Here is a 19,021-nt window from a genome sequence, read left to right on the forward strand (position 1 = left end):
ACGCGAAAATCGCGGATGAAGTCTTAATCCGGGGACGGAGTCCGCGCGGCACCGCGATGCCGCGAGGAGGCGCCGCGACGGCGCGCCTTTCGTCGCGCGCGATGACCCGGTAAGGACACCTTCACCCCTCGCGCGTGACGCCATGACCTTCTTCGTCCTGCTCCTCGCCTATACGCTGAGCCAGTTCTTCCGGGCCTTCCTGGCCATCGTCGCCGCCGACCTGGTGCGCGACCTGGGGCTCGACGCCGCGCAGCTCGGGGATTTGTCGGCGATCTGGTTCGCGAGCTTCGCCGTCGCCCAGTTCCCGGTCGGGGTGGCGCTGGACAGGGTGGGGCCGCGCACCACCATCGCCGGCTTCATGCTGGCCGCCGCCGCCGGCGCCGCCGTGTTCGCGACGGCCGGCGGTTTCGCGGGGGCCCTCGTCGGCATGGCCCTGATCGGCATCGGATGCGCGCCGGTGCTGATGGGCAGCCTCTACGTCTTCGGCAGGGTCTATGCGCCCGAGCGCTTCGCCATGCTGGCCTCCCTGATGATCGGCGTGGGCTCCATCGGAAACCTCATCGGCGCCGCGCCGCTCGCTTTGGCCGCGAGTGCCTTCGGCTGGCGCGCCAGCCTCGGCGCGATCGCCGCCTTCACGCTCGTCAGCGTCGCGCTGGTCGCGCTGTTCCTGCGCGATCCGCCGCGGGTGGCCGCACCGCTGGCGGGCGAGGCGCCGCGCGAAGGGTTCGGGAGCCTGCTGGCTCCCGGTCCGCTGTGGACCATGCTGCCGCTCATCCTCGTGAGCTATGCCTTCGTCATCGCGATCCGAAGCCTGTGGATCGGGCCGTTCCTGGCGCAGGTGCACGGCTTCGACGCCGTGGCGCGCGGCAACGGCGCGCTCGTCATGGCGGCCGCGATGTCCGTGGGCGCGCTGGCCTACGGGCCGGCCGAGAGGCTCCTGGGAAGTCCCCGCAAGACCGTCCTGGCCGGGAGCGTCATCACCGCCGCGGGCCTCGTCGGCCTCGGCCTGTTCGGCGCGCGGGGGGCGACGCTGGCCCTCGTCCTGTTCGCCGTGGTGGGCGGCGCCGGGCTCAGCTACGGCATTCTCATGGCCCATGCCCGCCGGTTCCTGCCCGCGCACCTGCTGGGACGCGGCGTGACGCTGATGAACTTCTTCTTCATCGGCGGGGCGGGGGTCGTGCAGTGGATCTCCGGCCGCTTCGTCCGTGCCACGGAGGCGGATGGCTGGGCGCCGGCGGCGACCTATTCCACCCTGCACCTCGCCTTCGGTGTTCTGCTGCTGGCGGCCACGGCGGTTTACTGGTTCTCGCCGGAAGCGCCGCGGCGCAAGCCGTCGGAGCCGTAGTGCGGCAACGCCCCATCTCTTCATGCCCAGAGCATGGGGATGACTAGAACTCCCAGCCTGCCAAAGGTCCTCATCCTGGGAACCTTTGAGTCCGTTTCCGCCCCGCTTTGTCCAACCCTTCCAATGCGCGACCACCCCTCCGCCGTCCTGCCCGGGCTCGGCCCGGGCATCCACCACTTTGCCGGGGCCATTCTCAAGTCGTGGATGGCCGGGCCAAGCCCGGCCAGGACGCGGAGAGGGAGGTGCGAGCTGGACCGCGGAAAGATTCGCAAGCTCTGAGCAGGTCGCAAAGCGACCGTGTCGAAGGACGCAGAATGCCAGCAAACGGAACGATTCTGCGTCCTTCGACACGCCTGCTTCGCAGGCTGCTCAGGATGAGGGAGATCGATGTGGCTGAGAAAAAGAAGAGGTGAGGGGGGACCGCCCCCCTCACGTCAGTAGATCACCACCGAGCGGATCGACTTGCCCTCGTGCATGAGGTCGAAGGCGGTGTTGATGTCGTCGAGCGGCATGGTGTGGGTGATCAGGTCGTCGATGTTGATCTTCCCGTCCATGTACCAGTCGACGATCTTCGGCACGTCGGTGCGACCCCTGGCGCCGCCGAAGGCCGTGCCCTTCCAGACGCGGCCGGTCACGAGCTGGAAGGGTCGGGTCGAGATCTCCTGGCCGGAGGCCGCAACGCCGATGATGATGCTCTCGCCCCAGCCGCGGTGGCAGCATTCCAGGGCCTGGCGCATGGTGTGGACGTTGCCGATGCACTCGAAGGAGAAGTCGGCGCCGCCGCCCGTCAGGTCCACGATGGCCTGCACCACCTTGTCGCGGCCCACCTCATCGGGGTTGACGAAGTGGGTCATGCCGAACTTCTCGGCCATGGCCCGCTTGGACGGGTTCAGGTCGACGCCGATGATCTTGTCGGCGCCCACCATCCTGGCACCCTGGATCACGTTGAGGCCGATGCCGCCGAGGCCGAACACCACCACGTTCGCGCCGGGCCACACCTTCGCGGTGTGGATCACGGCGCCGATGCCCGTGGTCACGCCGCAGCCGATGTAGCAGATCTTGTCGAAGGGAGCGTCCTCGCGGATCTTGGCCAGCGCGATCTCGGGCAGCACCGTGAAGTTGGCGAAGGTCGAGCAGCCCATGTAGTGCAGCACGTCCTTGCCGTCGCAGCGGAAGCGGCTGGTGCCGTCGGGCATCACGCCCTTGCCCTGCGTCGCCCGGATGGCGGTGCACAGGTTGGAGCGCTGCGACAGGCAGGTTTTGCACTGGCGGCATTCGGGCGTGTAGAGCGGAATCACGTGGTCGCCCGGCCTCAGCGACGTCACCCCGGGTCCGACCTCGCGCACGATCCCCGCGCCTTCGTGCCCCAGGATCGCCGGGAACAGGCCTTCCGGATCGGCGCCCGACAGCGTGTAGGCGTCCGTGTGGCAGACGCCCGTGGCCATGACCTCCACGAGCACCTCGCCCGCCTTGGGGCCCTCGATGTCGATCGTCTCGACGGTCAGCGGTTTGCCCGCGGCCCAGGCGATGGCGGCTCTCGTCTTCATGTCTTGTCTCCCTCGGAGGACGTGGTGGTCTCGGCCACCGCGCGCTCGCGGAGCGCACGGCGGATGATCTTGCCAGTGGTGGTCAGGGGCAGTTCGTCCACGAAGGCGACCTCGCGCGGATATTCGTGCGCTGCGAGGCGGCTGCGGACATGGTCCTGGAGGTCGCGCACCAGGGCGGGCGAGCCCGTCACGCCATCGCGCAGCACCACATAGGCCTTCACGATCTCGGTGCGTTGCGGGTCCGGCTTGCCGACCACCCCGGCCATGCGGACGGCCGGGTGGCGCAACAGGCAGTCCTCGATCTCGCCGGGTCCGATGCGATAGCCCGCGGAGGTGATCACGTCGTCGTCCCGGCCGACGAAGCGAAGCAGGCCGTCGGCCTCGCGCACGCCGGTGTCGCCGGTCAGCAGCCAGTCGCCGCGGAACTTGGCCGCCGTCGCGCCGGGGTTGTTCCAGTATCCCAGGAACATCACCGGGTCCGCGCGCCGCACGGCAATGGCGCCCTGCACGCCGTCCGGGCAAGGGTGGCCCTCGTCGTCGATCACGTCCACCACATGCCCCGGCACCGCCCGGCCCATGCGGCCGGGCGCCGCTGCGAACAGCCGCTGGCAGGAGGACACGACCATGTTGCACTCGGTCTGTCCGTAGAACTCGTTGATGGTGACGCCCAGCACGGTCCGGCCCCAGTCGAGCAGCTCCTCGCCCAGGGTCTCGCCGCCGCTCGCCACCGTGCGCAGGTCGAGGCGCGCGCGGTCGGCGGGCGTCGAGGCCGCCCGCATCATCTTGAGGGCCGTCGGCGGGATGAAGGCGTTTCGCACCTTCTGGGCCGCCATCAGGTCGAAGGCCGCCTCGCCCGTGAACTTCGCGAAGCGACGCGCCACCACGGGGACGCCGTGGTGCAGGGCGGGCATCAGGACGTCGAGCAGTCCGCCGATCCAGGCCCAGTCGGCCGGCGTCCAGATCCGGTCGCCCTCCAGCGGAAACAGGTCGTGGCTCATCTCGACCCCGGGCAGATGGCCGAGCAGGACCCGGTGCGCATGCAGCGCGCCCTTCGGCATGCCGGTGGTGCCGGAGGTGTAGATGATCAGGGCCGGATCGTCGGCCTGCGTGTCGACTGGTTCGAAGCGGTCGCTTGCCGCCGCCACCAGGGGCCGCAGGGCCTCGGTGCCGGCGATGCCGGGATCCGTGGCGACGACCAGCCGCAGCGCGGGCAGCGCGTCGCGCAGCGGGGCGAGGCGCGCCGCCCCCTCGGCGTTGGTGACGACGGCCGCCGCGCCGGCGTCGTGCAGCCGGTGCCTCAGCGCTTCCTCGCCGAAGAGCGTGAAGAGCGGGATGGCGATGGCGCCCAGCTTGTAGGCGGCGATGTGCGCGACCGCGGTCTCGACCATCTGCGGCAGCAGGATGCCGATGCGGTCGCCGCGGCCGATGCCACGCGCCGCGAAGGCGTTGGCGAGGCGATTCGAGGCTTCCCGCAGCTCCTGGAAGGTGACCGGGCGCCCGTGCCCCGTCTCGTCGACCTCGACGATGGCCGTGCGGCCGGGGTCCCGCGCGGCCCAGCGGTCACACACGTCGACGCCGATGTTGTAGCGGTCGGGCACCGCCCAGGCGAAGCGCCGGCACAGGTCGTCGTAGCGGTTGGCCTTGGGCAGCATGCGCTGAGGGTCTCGGGCTCGGGCTGCGAACCATATCCGCAGGCCAGCCCGGGCGAAAGCCGCCGCGGGCCGGGGCGGCGCGTCGAGTTTTTCTTGACAGCATGGGGGCGTCCGTCCGCTCATCGGCACATGACATCGCCGAAGCCGACCGTCCGACCCACGCGTGCAGACCTGATCGCCAATCGCCTGGCCGAGCAGATCGTGGCCGGCCATTACCTGCCGGGTGAGCCGATCGACGAAGGGCAGGTCGCGACGGCTTTCGGCGTATCGCGCACGCCCGTGCGCGAGGCCCTGCGCCAGCTGGCCTCGAGCGGTCTCGTCGAGATGCGCCCGCACCGGGCCTCCATCGTCGCCCAGCCCGACGAGAGCACCCTGCGCGAGATCTTCGTGGTGATGGCCGAGCTCGAAGCGCTGTGCGCGGCGGGCGCCGCGACGTCCATGACGCCGCTGCAGCGCAGGGAACTCGAGAAGCTGCACCACACCATGCGCGGTCTCGTGCACGAGGTGGACGCGCTCGCCTACCGCGACGCGAACGCGGCGTTCCACGCGATGATCGCGGGGTCCTGCGCCAACGGCTACCTCACCGACCTGACCCGGGCGACGCAGCGCCGGCTCGCGCCGTTCCGCCGGGCCCAGTTCGACTCCACGCCCGACCGTCTCGCGCGCTCCTACGAGGAGCACAGCCTCGTCGTCACCGCCATTTTGCGGGCCGACGCGGCCGGCGCCGCCGAGGCGATGCGCCGCCACATCGCGCTGAGCGAGCGGGCCTGGGAGGTTCTCGGCGCGAAGCGCGTGGCCGCCGCCTGAGCCCCCTTGGCCTCGACCGTGAAAGGGCGGTAGCCTCCCGGTCATGACGCGGCGCCGGGGGGCGACCGGTCGTCACGGGGAGGAAGAGTTGATGCGATCGTTGATGGCCCTTGCTCTGGCGGGCGTCTCGACACTGGCGACGATGGCTCCGACACAGGCGCAGCAAGCGCCGGCGGGGCTCTCCAAGATCGAGACGATCGTCGTCCTTTACATGGAGAACCGCAGTTTCGACCACCTGTTCGGCACCTTCCCGGGCGCCAACGGGCTGGCCAATGCGGGCGACGCCGCGATCCAGGTCGACGAGACGGGAAAGCCCTACGCCACGCTGCCGGCACCGCTCGACCTGCGCAAGAAGCCGCCCGTTCCCTACGAGAAGCTGCCGGCCGCGATCCCGAACGGCTACTTCCGGCTCGACGAGCACTACAAGCTCTCCGACCAGCTCGGCAGCCTGGTTCATGCCTTCTACCAGCAGCAGGACCAGATCAACGGCGGCAAGATGAACCGCTTCGCCCTGACCTCGGATGCGAAGGGCTACACGATGGGCGTCTATGACGGCTCGTCGCTGAAGATGTGGGAGTACGCCAAGAAATACACGCTCGCCGACAACTTCTTCCACGCGGCCTTCGGCGGATCCTTCCTCAACCACCTCTGGCTCGTGTGCGCGTGCACCCCGGTCTATCCGAACGCCCCGGCCAACATCGTCGCCAAGGTCGATGCGCAGGGGCGCATGATCGAGGACGGGTTCGTCACGCCCGACGGTTACGGCGTCAACACGATGGAGCCGGTCGGCGGCCCCTTCGCGGCCGATACCAAGAAGGAGCGGCTCCTTCCCGTCCAGACCATGACCACGATCGGCGACCGCCTGTCCGAAAAGGGCATCGACTGGCGCTGGTATTCCGGCGGCTGGAACGAGGCGGACGGTGGAACGCTGAAGCCCGGAACGCCCTTCAGCTATCACCACCAGGCCTTCGCCTTCTTCGACCGCTTCCAGAAGGGCAAGCCCGACAGGGCCAAGCACATCAAGGACCTGGAGGACTTCCTCGTCGACATCGACAAGGGCACGCTGCCGCCGGTGGTGTTCTACAAGCCCCGCGCCGGCATCAACCAGCATCCCAGCAACAGCAACGTGCTCGACAGCGACGCCCACACGGCCGACCTGATCGCGCGTCTCGAGAAGAGCCCGCAATGGGGCAAGATGGCCGTCATCGTCACCTACGACGAGAACGGCGGGTTCTGGGACCATGTCGCTCCTCCGAAGCGTGACCGCTGGGGACCCGGCACGCGCGTGCCGACGATCGTGGCCTCGCCGTTCGCCCGGAAGGGCTACGTCGACCACACGCAGTACGACACGACCTCCGTGCTGAAGCTCATCGAGGAACGCCATGGGCTGGCGCCGCTCACCGATGCGGACGCCAAGGCGAACTCCCTGACGGCGGCGTTCGAGTTCTGAGCGGTTGAAAGGCGGCGTGCTTCGACAGGCTCAGAGCTTGTGAATCGTTGGCCAGTCCAGCTTGCGCCACCCTCTCCGCGTCATGGCCGGGCCTGGCCCGGCCACCCACGACTTGAGGACGGCCCCGGCAAAGTCGTGGGTCCCCGGGCCAAGCCCGGGGATGACCGCTGAGGGATGGGCATGAACTGGATTGCCGAAAGTTTCACACGCTCTGACCAGGCCGCACGGTGGCCGTGTCGAAGAACGCGGCATCGTGCCGCGCCGATCTACTCCGCCGGCGCGACCTCGTGCACGGGACGGCGCCTGCGGCGTGACACCCAGGCCCGGGCCCGGTCCATCAGCACGTAGACGACGGGCGTGGTGTAGAGCGTCAGGATCTGCGAGACGACGAGGCCGCCCACGATGGTGAGCCCGAGCGGGCGCCGCAGCTCCGCGCCGGGGCCCGTGGCGATCACCAGCGGCAGGGCGCCGAGCATGGCGGCCAGGGTCGTCATCAGGATCGGGCGGAAGCGCACCAGGCAGGCTTCCAGCGCCGCGTCCTCGGGCGTCGAGCCCTTGCGGCGCTCCGCCTCGAGCGCGAAGTCGACGAGCATGATGCCGTTCTTCTTCACGATGCCGATGAGCAGGATGATCCCGATGAAGGCGATGATCGAGAGATCGGTCTTGGTCGCCTGCAGGGAGAGCAGCGCGCCGAGGCCCGCCGCGGGCAGCGTCGACAGGATCGTCAGCGGATGGACGAGGCTCTCGTAGAGCACGCCCAGCACGATGTAGACGGTCAGGAGCGCCAGCAGGATGAGCAGCGGCTGGTTGTCCGCCGTCTGCCGGAACGCCTTCATGTCTCCCGCGAAATCGGCACGCACCGCATCGGGCATGTGCAGTTCCGCCACGGCCCGGCGGACGGCGGTGAGGGCCGTGTCCATGGGCGTGCCGGCGACTACGTTGTAGGTGACGGTGACGGAGGGAAACTGACCCTGGTGGCTCATCGACAGCGGCGCCTGCGTGCGCTCGACCTTGGCGATGGCCGACAGGGGAATCTGGCGTCCGCCGGCGCCGCTCACATAGATCGCCGTGAGGTCGCTGGGATCCTTGCGGTAGCGGGGCTCCACCTCCAGCACGATCCGGTACTGGTTGCGGCGCGAGTAGAGCGTCGAGATCTGGCGCTGCGCGAAGGCGTTGTTCAGCGCCGTCGAGACGTCCTGCATGCGCACGCCGAGCCGTGCCGCCTCGTCGCGGTCGACCACGACCGTCGCCTGCAGGCCCGCGGAGGGTTGGTCCGTGTTGGCGTCGACCAGGTCGGGCTCCTGCTTCAGCCGCTCGACGGCGAGGCGGGCGTACTTCGCCAGCAGGTCGAAGTCCTCGCCCCACAGGGTGAACTGGTAGGGCGAGCGGCCCGACCGGCCGCCGAAGCGCACGTCCTGCATGGGGGAGAGCCAGACGCTGACGCCGGGGATCTCCTGGAAGCTCTTGCGCATGCGGTCGATGACGCGGGCGGTCACCAGGCCGCGCTCCGACAGCGGCTTCAGGCTGATGAAGAGCCGGCCGTTGTTGACCGCAGCCCCCCAGCCGCCGCCGCCGATGGACGAACCGACATTGGCCACGGCGGGGTCCTTGGCCGCGACGGCCGCGACGCGCTGCTGCAGCTCCGCCATCGCCGGGAAGGAGATGTCTGTCGAGGCCTCCACCCAGCCGCTCACCAGGCCCGTATCGTCCTGCGGGAAGAAGCCCTTGGGCGTGACGACGTAGAGCCAGACCGTCGCGCCCACCGTGCCGAGCAGCACGAGCAGCATGAGATAGCGGTGGCGCAGGGCCGGCTCGAGCGTCCGCGCATAGAGGCGCAGCAGTCCGCCCAGGGCTCCCTCCACGATCCGGTCGAGCCAGTTCGGCGGGCGTTCGGCGTGGGGCTTGATGAAATGCGCGCAGATCATCGGCGTCAGCGTGAGCGACACCACCGTGGAAATGACGACGGCGAAGGCCAGCGTCATCGAGAACTCGCGGAAATAGCGGCCCTGCACGCCGCCCATCAGCAGCAGCGGGATGAAGGCGGCCACGAGCGAGAGGCTGATGGCGATGACGGTGAAGCCGATCTGCGAGGCGCCGTTCAGCGCGGCCCGTACGGGCGACAGGCCTTCGGCGATGCCGCGCTCGATGTTCTCGATCATGACGATCGCATCGTCGACGACGAAGCCCACCGCGATGGCGATGGCCATGAGCGACAGGTTGTCGATCGAATAGCCGACGGCCCACATGGCCGCGAGCGTGCCCGAGAGGGACAGGGGCACGGTGATGCCGGCCGCCAGCGTCGACGCCGCGCGGCGCAGGAAGAGGAACACCACCAGCATCACCAGGGCGATGGTGGCGAAGAGCGTGAGCTCCATGTCCTCGACGCTGGCGCGGATGGTCACGGTCCGATCGGTCAGGACGTTGGTCTCGACGCTCGGCGGGATCCATCGCCTCAGCTCGGGCAAGAGGGCCCGGATGGCGTTCACCGTCTCGATCACGTTGGCGTCGCCCGCCTTGGTGATGTTGAGCAGCACGGCGGGCTGGCCATTGTACCAGGCCGCGGACCGGTTGTTGCGGACGCCCTCCTCGACGTCGGCGACGCTGCCGAGACGCAAGGTCGTGCCGTCGACGGTCTTCACGCCGAGATTGGAGAAGCTCGGCGGGCGGCGGATCTGGTCGTTGGTGGACAGCGTCCAGGCCTGCTGCGGGCCGTCGATGGCGCCCACCGGACCCAGCGCGTTGGCGTCCGCGACCGTGGTGCGCACGGCATCCAGGCTGGTGCCCATGGAGGCGAGCCGTGCCGGATCCACCCGCACGCGCACGGCCGGCTGCTCGGCGCCGCTGACGGTGACCTCGGCGACGCCCGCGACCTGGGACAGGCGCTGGGCGATCGTGGTGTCGGCGATGTCGTAGAGGGCGCTGGGCGTCAGCGTCTTCGACGTCAGGGCGAGGATCAGGATGGGCGCCGAATTGGGGTTCGCCTTCCGGAAGGTCGGCAGGTTCGGCATGTCGGAGGGCAGGTCCACCGCGGCGGCGTTGAGGGCCGCCTGGACGTCGCGCGCCGCGCCGTCGATGGAGCGCGACAGGTCGAACTGGATCCAGATGCTGGTGGACCCGAGCGAACTGACCGAGGAGATATCCGTCACCCCCGCGATCTTGCCGAGCCGGCGCTCGAGCGGCGCGGCCACGGTGGAGGCCATCGTCTCCGGATCCGCGCCGGGGCGCCCGGCATTGACCGTGATGGTCGGCAGTTCGACGGTGGGCAGGCTCGCGACCGGCAGGAAGCGATAGGCCACGATCCCGAGCAGCATCAGCCCGATCGCCAGCAGCGTGGTGCCGACCGGCCTGCGGATGAAGGGCTCGGAGATGTTCACCGGCCTACTCCGCGGGATGCGACGCGGGAGGGGTCGGCAGGGGCTCGTCGTCCGCGAAGCGTAGCGGCCCGGAAGGCCGGCGCGTCACGCGGGCGCGCAGCCTCTCCATGACGAGATACATGACGGGCGTCGTGTACAGCGTGAGCAGCTGGCTCAGCACGAGGCCGCCGATGATCGTGACGCCGAGCGGAATGCGGATCTCCGAGCCGGTGCCGTGCCCGAGCGCGAGCGGCAGCGCGCCGAAGAGCGCCGCCAGCGTCGTCATCATGATGGGCCGGAAGCGCAGGACGGAGGCCTTCACGATGCTGTCGCGCGGCGACAGGCCCTCCACCCGCTCGGCCTCCAGCGCGAAGTCGATCATCATGATCGCGTTCTTCTTCACGATGCCCATCAGCAGCACGATGCCGATGAGGCCGATAAGCGACAGGTCGAGATCCGTCGCCTTCAGCGCCAGGAGCGCGCCCACGCCCGCGGAGGGCAGCGTGGACAGGATCGTCAGCGGGTGGATGGCGCTCTCGTAGAGGACGCCGAGCACGATGTAGATCGTCACCAGGGCGGCCAGGATCAGCCAGGGCTGGCCGGCGAGCGCGGTCGTGAACTCCGCCGCGTCGCCCGAGTAGCGGCCGATGATCGTGTCGGGCAGGCCCGTGTCGCGCTCGGCCGCCGTGATCGCGCGCAGCGCGTCGCTGAGCGATGCGGTGGGGGCGACGTTGAAGCTCACCACGACGGCCGGGAACTGTTCGTCGTGGCCGACCACGAGCGGCGCGCTCGTGCGCGTCACGGTGGCGAAGGCCCCGAGCGGCACCTGGGCGCCGCCGGTGGCGGGCACGTAGATCTTGCCGAGCGACTCGGAGTCCTGCTGGTAGCGCGGCTGCGCCTCCAGGATCACCCGGTACTGGTTCGCGTGGCCGTAGATGGTCGAGATCTGCCGCTGGCCGAAGGCGTCGTTCAGGGCATCGTTCACGGCCTGGAGGGAGACGCCGAGCCGTCCCGCCTTCTCGCGGTCAATGCGCACGAAAAGCCGCCCGCCGCCGGCCTGCGACTCCGAGGCGACGTCGCGCAGCACGGGGTCGCGACGCAGGCGATCGGCCAGCCGGTTGGCCCACGTCTCCACCTCGCCCGCGTCGGTGCCGGTCAGGGTGTACTGGTACTGCGCGCGGCTGGAGCGGGTCGTGATCTGAACGTCCTGGACCGTCAGGAAGGTCACGGACACGCCGGGAATGCCGGCGACCGCGCGCTGCAGCCTGCCGATGACGGCCGTCGCGTCGTCGTCGCGGTCCGCCTTGTCGCGCAGCACGATGGAGAAGCGGGCCGTGTTGCCGGTGAGGTTCGTGGCGCTGACGCCGACGACCCCGACGACGCCCTCCACGTCGGGATCGCGCCGGATGGCATCGCCGACCGCCGTCTGGATCCGCTTGATCTCGTCGAAGGACACCGTCGGCTCGGCCTGGGCGAAGGCGCTGACGAGCCCGGTGTCCTGCGCCGGCAGGAAGCCCTTGGGCATCTCCACGTAAAGCCACACGGTGGCGGCCAGGGTGGCGACGAGCGATCCCATCATCAGCACGGGATGGCGCAGGGCCCACAGGAGGCTGCGCCGGTAGCCCTCGATCACCCGGTCGAAGAGGCGGTCCACCGCGCCGTCCGTCGCGACATGGGCGTCGCGGCCCCGCAGCAGCTTGGCGCACATCATCGGCGTCAGCGTCAGCGAGACGATGGCCGAGACGACGACGGCGATGGTCAGCGTCAGCGCGAACTCGCGGAACATCCGGCCGACGATGCCGGACATGAAGAGCAGCGGAATGAAGACCGCGATCAGCGAGCCGGTGAGCGAGATCACGGTGAACCCGATCTCCCGGGACCCGTCGAGCGCCGCCTTGAGCGGTGGCTCGCCGCGCTCCAGGTGGCGCACGATGTTCTCGATCATCACGATGGCGTCGTCGACGACGAAGCCCGCGCCGATGGTCAGTGCCATGAGAGACAGGTTGTCGAGGCTGAAGCCGCAGAACCACATCACCCCGAAGGTGGCGATGAGCGAGAGCGGCAGGGCCGTGCCCGCGATGATCGTCGCGCGGATCGTGCGCAGGAACAGCAGCACGACGAGCACAACCAGCGCGACGCTGAGCGCCAGGGTGAACTGCACGTCGTGGATGGAGGCGCGGATGGTGCCGGTGCGGTCGTGGACGACGGCGAGCGAGACGCCGGAGGGGATCGAGCGCTGCAGGCGCGGGAGCTCGCGCTTGATGCGCTCGACGGTCTCCACGACGTTGGCGCCCGGCTGGCGCTGGATGTCCAGGATCACCGCCGGCTCGCCCTGGTACCACCCGCCGACGCGCGTGTTCTCCAGGCCCTCGACGATGTCGGCCACGTCGCTCAGCTGGACGGGCGCGTTGTTGCGGTAGGCCACCACCAGGGTTCGGTACGCCTCGGCCGCGTTGATCTGGTCGTTGGCGGCGATGGTGTAGGCCTGCTGGGCGCCATCCAGGGCTCCTTTCGGGCCGGCGACGTTGGCGCTGATGATGGCGTTGCGCAGGTCGGCCAGGCTGATGCCGTACTGGGCGAGGCGGGACAAGTCGGCCTGCACGCGGATGGCCGGGCGAACGCCGCCCTGCACCGCCACGTGGCCGACGCCCGACACCTCGCTGAGCCGCTGGGCAATCAGGGTATCGGCGAAGTCGCTGAGCTGACGGGTCGAGTAGGTCGTCGACGTGAGCGCCAGCGTGATGATGGGCGCGTCGGCCGGGTTCACCTTGGCGTAGGTCGGCGGGTAGGGGAGATTGCGCGGCAGCGTCGAGCCGGCGGCGTTGATGGCGGCCTGCACGTCCTGCGCGGCGGCATCGATGTCGCGGCCGAGGTCGAACTGCAGCGTCACCTGGCTGATGCCGAAGGCGCTGTTGGAGGTGATCGTCGTCAGCGCCGGGATCTGTCCGAGCTGGCGCTCCAGCGGCGCCGTGACCAGCGCGGCCATGGTGTCGGGATTGGCGCCCGGCAGCTGGGTGGTGATCTGGATGGTGGGGAAGTCGACCTGGGGCAGGGCCGACACCGGCAGGCCCCAATAGCCCAGCATGCCGCCGAGCATGACCGCGATGCCGAGCAGGGACGTCGCGACGGGCCGACGGATGAAGGGCTCGGAGACGTTCATCGTCTCACCGGGTGGTGGTGGCGCCGGCCGAGGATTCGGTGCGGGTCCGGTTGCGCTGGCGCGGCTCGGGCGGCTTGGGCGCGCTGCCGTCGGCGGCGGGAACCGAGACCTTGGCGTTGTCGGCGAGGCGGGCAAAGCCCGTCGTCACGACCCGCTCGTCGAGCTTCAGGCCGGCGTTGATGACCGCGTCGGTGTCGTTCTGGTGTCCCACCGTCACCTTGCGGACCACGGCCGTATCCTCCGGCGACACCACGTAGACGAACGGGCCTTCGGGGCCCCGCTGCACCGAGGACGTCGGCACCACCGTGACGTCCTTGAGGGTCTCGACCAGCAGCCGGACGTTGACGAAGGCGCCCGGCCACAGGGCCAGGCCCCGGTTGGGAAACTCGGCCTTCAGTTTCACCGTGCCCGTCTGGGGGTCGACCTGGTTGTCGACGACGAGAAGCATGCCCTTGTCGATGGCGTTGCGGTTCTCCGAGTCCAGCGCCTCGACGGGCAGGGCGCCCTGCGTCCAGGCCTTGTTGATCCGCCCGAGCTGCTGCTGCGGCACGCTGAACACCACGGCGATCGGCTGGATCTGCGACACGACCACGAGGCCGTTGGCGTCGCTGGCCTTGACGATGTTGCCCTCGTCGATCGTGCGGATGCCGGTGCGGCCGTCGATGGGGGCGGTCACCTCGGTGTAGGACAGCGTGGCCCGCGCGTTGTCGATGGCGGCCTGGTCGGAACGGATCTGCGCTTCGAGCTGGGCCACCGTGGCGCGCTGCGTGTCGGCCTGCTGCTTGGTGACGGAGTTCGTCTCCGCCAGCCGCGTGTAGCGCTCCAGGTCGCGGCGAGCATTCTCCAAGAGAGACTCGTTCTGGGCCTTTTTCGCCAGCGCCTGGTCCAGGGCGGCCTGGTACGGCACCGGGTCGATGCGGGCGAGCACGTCGCCCTTCTTCACGTCCTGGCCCTCGCGGAACAGGACCTTCAGGAGCTGCCCGTCGACCTGCGAGCGGACCGTGACGGTGTTGGCCGGCCGCACCGTCCCGACGCCATCGAGGTAGACGGGCACGTCGGCCCGGCGCGCATTGGCGACCAGGACCGGGATGGGATCATCGGCGCCGCGATCGCGGCTGCGGCGGCTGACGCGGCGCTGGGAGGTGTCCGTGCCTGGCTGATCCAGGAAGACCGGCGCGATCAGGGCCCCGGTGGCGATCAGCGCCATCACCGGGAGGGCGACGCGCCATTTCCGTCTCATGTAAATCCTGCCTCCAGGCAGACCAAAACGCACGGTCCCGACGGGACCATGCTGGTCGAGAACACACCCAGACGGCGTTTATATCATGGCCGAGGCTTGGCGTCCGCAGGGCCGGGCTTCACGAACCCGCCACCCAGGGCCTGGTAGAGGGCGACCGCCGCGAGCAGCCGCGACAGGCGGATCTGGGTGAGGCTGTCCTCGGCCTGGAAGAGCGACTGCTGGGTGTTCAGCACGGTGACGATGTCCACCGTCCCCTCCTTGAGCCGCTGCTCGGAGAGTTCGTAGGCCCGCCGCGAACTCGCCAGCGACTCGCGCTGCAGCCGCTCCTGTTCGGCAAGGTAGCGCACAGCCACGAGGGCCCGGTCGACGTCCGAGAAGGCCGTCAGCACGGCCTTGCGGTAGGCCTCCAGCAGTTCCTTCTGGCGCGCGGTCTGCAGGGCCACTTCGGCCTGGAGCCGCCCGTTGTCGAAGATCGGCTGGGTGAGCCCGGCCGCGAGCGAATAGAAGGTGGCGGTGGGATCGAAGAGGCGGCTCAGCGCGAGGCTCTGGAGGCCCGTGCTCCCGGTCAGCGTGATCGTCGGGAAGAGCGCGGCCCGCGCCGTCTCGACGCTGGCGTTGGCCGACGCCAGGTTGGCTTCGGCGAAGGCGATGTCGGGTCGGCGCAGCAGCAGGGACGAAGGCAGGCCGGCGGCCACCTGCGGCACGGTCACCGCGTTCATGCCGGCTCCGGCGACGCTGATCCGCTCGGGCGCCCGGCCGATGAGGACCGCGAGCGAGGCGATGTTCTGCTCGATCTCCTGGTCGAGGGGCGGGATGCCGGCGCGCTGGTTGGCGACGATGCTCTCCTGCTGCGCGAGATCGAGCGCCGTGGCCGTCCCGACGGTCAGCCTCTCGTTGATCAGCTTCAGCACCCGCGTCGCGCTGGCGAGGTTCTCGTTGGCGATGCGGCGGCGGTCACGGGCCGCCAAGATCCGGAAATAGAGCTGCGCGGTCGCCGAGGTCGACGTCAGCGCGACCGTGTCGCGTTCGTAGCGCGCGGCGAGCGCGCTCTGCTCGGCCGAGCGCAAGGCCGCCCGGTTCTTGCCCCAGATGTCGAGCTCGAAACTCGTGCTGAGGCCCAGCGAGTACTGGTTGCGCCCCTCGCCGACGCTGGTGCTGCGGCCCGCGGTCGCGCTGCGGCTGCGCCCCGCATCCGCCGAGGCGCCCACGAAGGGCAGGAGAGGCGCCCCGGCGATGCGTGCCTGGGCGTCGGCCTGCTCGATCCTGGCGACGGCGGCGGCGATGTCGAGATTGCCCGTCTCCGCGGCGTCCGACAGGCGCGCGAGCTCGGCCGACCGGAAGCTGCGCCACCAGTCGGAGCGCACCGGCGGCGCCTCACGGGACGCACCCGCGCGAAAGGCGCCCGGGACGTCCAGGCGCGCATCGGGCGCCTCGACGGCGAGGCAGCCTGACAGCAACAGGAGCGGTGCCAACCGCAACACGGCGAACGGACGATGCACGGACGCAACCTTGGGCCACGCGGAGAGCCCGTCTTCCATGGCCCGCTAGAGGGTTCCGCGCAAGTCCGGTCAGGGCTTCTCCCAGCCTTGTGTGCGCTCCGAGCGGAACAAGGCGTCGATGACGCGCATATTGGTCACAGCGTCGGCGACCGGCCAGTCCCAGGCCGCTTCGCCCCGGATCGCCTTGGAGAACGCCTCGCCCTGCAGCCCGTATTGGTCGCAGGCGGGGAACTCCTCGACGCGGACGCCGCTGTCGAAAATGTCTCGCCCGTCGTCCACGAGGATGCGCGTCGGGCGCGTCGGCAGCGTGTTGAAGGGGACCTCGATCTCCAGCCGACCCTTGGTGCCCAGGACGTGCACCTTCTGGCGCAGGACGCACTGGGTCGACACGGTGAAGGTCACCTGCACGTTGCCCGGATAGGCCATCAGCCCGCTCGTCAGGCGGTCGGTCCCCATGACCGGGTCGCGATCGATCAGCGACACGACCTTGATCGGGTCCGCTCCCAGAAGGAAGCGCGAGCCGGCGATGGCGTAGCAGCCGATGTCGTAGAGGCCGCCGCCGCCGATGTCGGCCTTGTTGCGGATGTTGGCCGGGTCGACGTTGTTGTAGGCGAACATGATGTTGACGGCGCGGATCTCGCCCAGCGTGCCGGCGGCCACGATCTCGCGGGCCCGGATCCATTGCGGATGGAAGCGGATCATGAAGGCTTCCGCCGCGCGCCGGCCGGTCCGGGCCTCCGCCTCGCCGATCAGCTTCGCTTCCTCGGCGGTGAGCGAGATGGGCTTCTCGCACAGCACGTGCTTGCCGGCCTCGAGCGCCTTCACGGTCCAGGGCACGTGCAGGTGGTTGGGCAGCGGGTTGTAGATCGCCTCGATCGCCGGATCGGTCAGGAGCGCCTCGTAGCTGCCATGGGCGCGCGGGATGCCGAGCTCGCGCGCGGCGGCGTCGGCCCTGGCCTGGTCGCGCGAGGCGATCGCCTCGATCCGCAGGAGGGGGCTGCCCTGCATGCCCGGGATCACCTTCTGGGTCGCGATCTTGGCGACGCCCAGGATGCCCCAGCGCACGGGGTCGGTGGTCAGCTTGCTCATGGCGGTCTCCTCCGTCGTTCTTTGGCGTGCGGCACGAACCGCCGGCGACCCATCGACCACAGGTTCCGGCCTTCCGGCAAGCCCGGCGCGGCATGACAGCCGTGCATCGGTTCCGCCGCTTGCCGGAGGCGACATGACGGCCCGCACGTGGCAATGTCCCGGCCGCCTTGAAGGAGAGACCGCCGCCATGCCCGCGTCCGAGCCCGCCGACCTGTTTTCCCTGATCCGCAGCCGCATCGCCGATCCGGCCAAGCTGTTCATCGAGACCAATGACGGGAGACGATTCACCTATGCGGACATGCTGGCCCTGTCCGGCCGCCTGGCGTCCGTTCTCGTGGCCCGCGGCGTCGAGCCGGGGGACCGGGTGGCCGTGCAGGTCGACAAGAGTCCCGAGGCGGTGATCCTGTACCTGGCCTGCCTGCGCGCCGGCGCGGTCTACCTGCCGCTCAACAACGCCTACACCCTGGCCGAACTCGAGTACTTCATCGGCGACGCCGAGCCGAAGGTCGTCGTCGCGACGCCGAAGGCCGGGGCCGACCTCGGCGCGCTGGCAGCGCGCCTGGGCGTGGCGGCGACGGAGACGCTCGGCACGGCCGGCGACGGCAGCCTGATGGCGGCCGCGGCCGCCGCCTCGGCGGACTTCGCCGACGTGGCGCGTGGATGGGACGACCTTGCCGCCATCCTCTACACCTCGGGCACGACCGGGCGCTCCAAGGGCGCCATGCTGACCCAGCGCAACCTCGCCTCGAACGCGCTGACGCTCGTGGACTACTGGCGCTTCTCCCCCGCCGACGTGCTGTTGCACGCCCTGCCGATCTTCCACACGCACGGGCTCTTCGTCGCCACCAACACGCTGCTGCTCGCCTTCGGCACCATGCTCTTCCTGCCGAAGCTCGATGCCGACGAGATGATGCGGCTGATGCCGCGCTGCACGACGATGATGGGCGTACCCACCTTCTACGTGCGCCTGCTGCAGGACGAGCGGCTCACCAGGGCCACCACCGCTCACATGCGCCTGTTCATCTCCGGCTCCGCGCCGCTGCTCGCCGACACCCACCGCGCCTGGCAGGAGCGGACGGGTCACGCGATCCTCGAGCGCTACGGCATGACCGAGACGAACATGAACACTTCGAACCCCTATGACGGGGAGCGGATCGCCGGCACGGTCGGCTTCGCGCTTCCCGGGGTCGACCTGCGGGTGGTCGATCCCGAGAGCGGCAAGGCGCTCGGCACGGGCGAGGTCGGCATGATCGAGGTCCGCGGCCCCAACGTGTTCAAGGGCTACTGGCGCATGCCGGAAAAGACCGCCGCGGAGTTCCGCCCGGACGGCTTCTTCATCACCGGCGACCTCGGCACCGTCGACGCGCGCGGCTACGTGCGCATCGTCGGCCGCGGCAAGGACCTCGTGATCTCTGGCGGCTACAACGTCTATCCCAAGGAGGTCGAGACCGAGATCGACGCCATCCCGGGCGTGACGGAAAGCGCCGTCATCGGCGTGCCCCATCCCGACTTCGGCGAAGGCGTGACGGCGGTGGTCGCCGTGCCCAAGGGCAGCACGCTCACCGAGCGCGACGTTCTGGCCCGGCTCGACGGCCGGCTCGCGAAGTTCAAGCAGCCCAAGCGCGTGTTCTTCGTCGACGACCTGCCGCGCAACACCATGGGCAAGGTGCAGAAAAACGTCCTGCGCGAGCAGCACAAGGACCTGTACGCCAAGGGGTGAGGCGGCGAGGTGCCCTGGTGCGTCCTTCGACACGCCGCCTTCGGCGGCTGCTCAGAGCTTGGAGATCGTTCGCCGGTCCAACTTGCATCTCCCTCTCCGCGTCCTGGCCGGGCTTGGTGTTTAGACCGGGGAGATGGTGGACACCTGTTCGGGGACATG

The 19,021-nt window shown here is 69.7% G+C and carries 11 protein-coding genes; 4 read left to right on the forward strand and 7 right to left on the reverse strand.

Going from position 1 to position 19,021, the window contains the following annotated elements:
• Window positions 1-142: 142 nt before the first annotated feature.
• Window positions 143-1,345: an MFS transporter gene (locus Q0Q47_RS27560; RefSeq protein WP_293867768.1), complete on the forward strand. Its 1,203-nt coding sequence runs from the start codon at window positions 143-145 to the stop codon at window positions 1,343-1,345.
• A gap of 434 nt (window positions 1,346-1,779) precedes the next feature.
• Here Q0Q47_RS27560 and Q0Q47_RS27565 read toward each other — a convergent pair whose 3' ends face one another.
• A complete protein-coding gene (locus Q0Q47_RS27565) occupies window positions 1,780-2,892 on the reverse strand; it encodes an S-(hydroxymethyl)glutathione dehydrogenase/class III alcohol dehydrogenase (RefSeq protein WP_293867770.1) in 1,113 nt (370 codons plus the stop codon).
• On the reverse strand, window positions 2,889-4,544 hold the full coding sequence (locus tag Q0Q47_RS27570; RefSeq protein WP_293867772.1) for an acyl-CoA synthetase: 1,656 nt from the start codon (window positions 4,542-4,544) through the stop codon (window positions 2,889-2,891). The genes Q0Q47_RS27565 and Q0Q47_RS27570 overlap by 4 nt, the downstream gene beginning before the upstream one ends.
• Before the next feature lie 129 nt (window positions 4,545-4,673).
• Between Q0Q47_RS27570 and Q0Q47_RS27575 the strand changes: the two genes are divergently transcribed.
• Together Q0Q47_RS27575 and Q0Q47_RS27580 are read left to right on the forward strand one after the other, a co-directional pair.
• On the forward strand, window positions 4,674-5,351 hold the full coding sequence (locus tag Q0Q47_RS27575) for a GntR family transcriptional regulator (protein ID WP_293867774.1): 678 nt from the start codon (window positions 4,674-4,676) through the stop codon (window positions 5,349-5,351).
• Between the two features lie 91 nt (window positions 5,352-5,442).
• Window positions 5,443-6,801, forward strand: a complete 1,359-nt coding sequence (locus tag Q0Q47_RS27580; protein WP_293867776.1) for an alkaline phosphatase family protein — start codon at window positions 5,443-5,445, stop codon at window positions 6,799-6,801.
• A 266-nt stretch (window positions 6,802-7,067) separates the two neighbouring features.
• Here the strand turns inward: Q0Q47_RS27580 and Q0Q47_RS27585 are convergent, their stop codons facing one another.
• The 5 genes from Q0Q47_RS27585 to Q0Q47_RS27605 form a co-directional block, all read right to left on the reverse strand.
• Window positions 7,068-10,175, reverse strand: a complete 3,108-nt coding sequence (locus tag Q0Q47_RS27585; RefSeq protein ID WP_293867778.1) for an efflux RND transporter permease subunit — start codon at window positions 10,173-10,175, stop codon at window positions 7,068-7,070.
• A gap of 4 nt (window positions 10,176-10,179) precedes the next feature.
• Window positions 10,180-13,314 (reverse strand): efflux RND transporter permease subunit, encoded by a 3,135-nt coding sequence (locus Q0Q47_RS27590; RefSeq protein WP_293867780.1) that lies wholly within the window; start codon window positions 13,312-13,314, stop codon window positions 10,180-10,182.
• A 4-nt stretch (window positions 13,315-13,318) separates the two neighbouring features.
• Window positions 13,319-14,554 carry an efflux RND transporter periplasmic adaptor subunit gene (locus Q0Q47_RS27595; protein WP_293867782.1) on the reverse strand — a complete coding sequence of 412 codons (1,236 nt, stop codon included), beginning with the start codon at window positions 14,552-14,554 and terminating at the stop codon, window positions 13,319-13,321.
• Between the two features lie 83 nt (window positions 14,555-14,637).
• Window positions 14,638-16,053 carry an efflux transporter outer membrane subunit gene (locus Q0Q47_RS27600; RefSeq protein WP_293867784.1) on the reverse strand — a complete coding sequence of 472 codons (1,416 nt, stop codon included), beginning with the start codon at window positions 16,051-16,053 and terminating at the stop codon, window positions 14,638-14,640.
• A gap of 69 nt (window positions 16,054-16,122) precedes the next feature.
• Window positions 16,123-17,142 (reverse strand): Gfo/Idh/MocA family oxidoreductase, encoded by a 1,020-nt coding sequence (locus tag Q0Q47_RS27605; RefSeq protein ID WP_293867786.1) that lies wholly within the window; start codon window positions 17,140-17,142, stop codon window positions 16,123-16,125.
• A gap of 187 nt (window positions 17,143-17,329) precedes the next feature.
• Here Q0Q47_RS27605 and Q0Q47_RS27610 point away from each other — a divergent pair, with 187 nt between their 5' ends.
• Window positions 17,330-18,862 (forward strand): malonyl-CoA synthase, encoded by a 1,533-nt coding sequence (locus Q0Q47_RS27610; RefSeq protein WP_293867788.1) that lies wholly within the window; start codon window positions 17,330-17,332, stop codon window positions 18,860-18,862.
• Window positions 18,863-19,021: the final 159 nt, after the last annotated feature.

The sequence above is a fragment of the uncultured Alsobacter sp. genome (genome assembly GCF_945952055.1).
Taxonomy (GTDB): domain Bacteria; phylum Pseudomonadota; class Alphaproteobacteria; order Rhizobiales; family Beijerinckiaceae; genus Alsobacter.

What these genes read in the sequence shown, in the direction of transcription:
- Q0Q47_RS27570 (WP_293867772.1), bottom strand. Translation starts at nt 4,544, where the DNA reads ATGCTGCCCAAGGCCAACCGCTACGACGACCTGTGCCGGCGCTTCGCC.
- Q0Q47_RS27565 (WP_293867770.1), bottom strand. Translation starts at nt 2,892, where the DNA reads ATGAAGACGAGAGCCGCCATCGCCTGGGCCGCGGGCAAACCGCTGACC.
- Q0Q47_RS27610 (WP_293867788.1), top strand. Translation starts at nt 17,330, where the DNA reads ATGCCCGCGTCCGAGCCCGCCGACCTGTTTTCCCTGATCCGCAGCCGC.
- Q0Q47_RS27560 (WP_293867768.1), top strand. Translation starts at nt 143, where the DNA reads ATGACCTTCTTCGTCCTGCTCCTCGCCTATACGCTGAGCCAGTTCTTC.
- Q0Q47_RS27605 (WP_293867786.1), bottom strand. Translation starts at nt 17,142, where the DNA reads ATGAGCAAGCTGACCACCGACCCCGTGCGCTGGGGCATCCTGGGCGTC.
- Q0Q47_RS27575 (WP_293867774.1), top strand. Translation starts at nt 4,674, where the DNA reads ATGACATCGCCGAAGCCGACCGTCCGACCCACGCGTGCAGACCTGATC.
- Q0Q47_RS27595 (WP_293867782.1), bottom strand. Translation starts at nt 14,554, where the DNA reads ATGAGACGGAAATGGCGCGTCGCCCTCCCGGTGATGGCGCTGATCGCC.
- Q0Q47_RS27590 (WP_293867780.1), bottom strand. Translation starts at nt 13,314, where the DNA reads ATGAACGTCTCCGAGCCCTTCATCCGTCGGCCCGTCGCGACGTCCCTG.
- Q0Q47_RS27580 (WP_293867776.1), top strand. Translation starts at nt 5,443, where the DNA reads ATGCGATCGTTGATGGCCCTTGCTCTGGCGGGCGTCTCGACACTGGCG.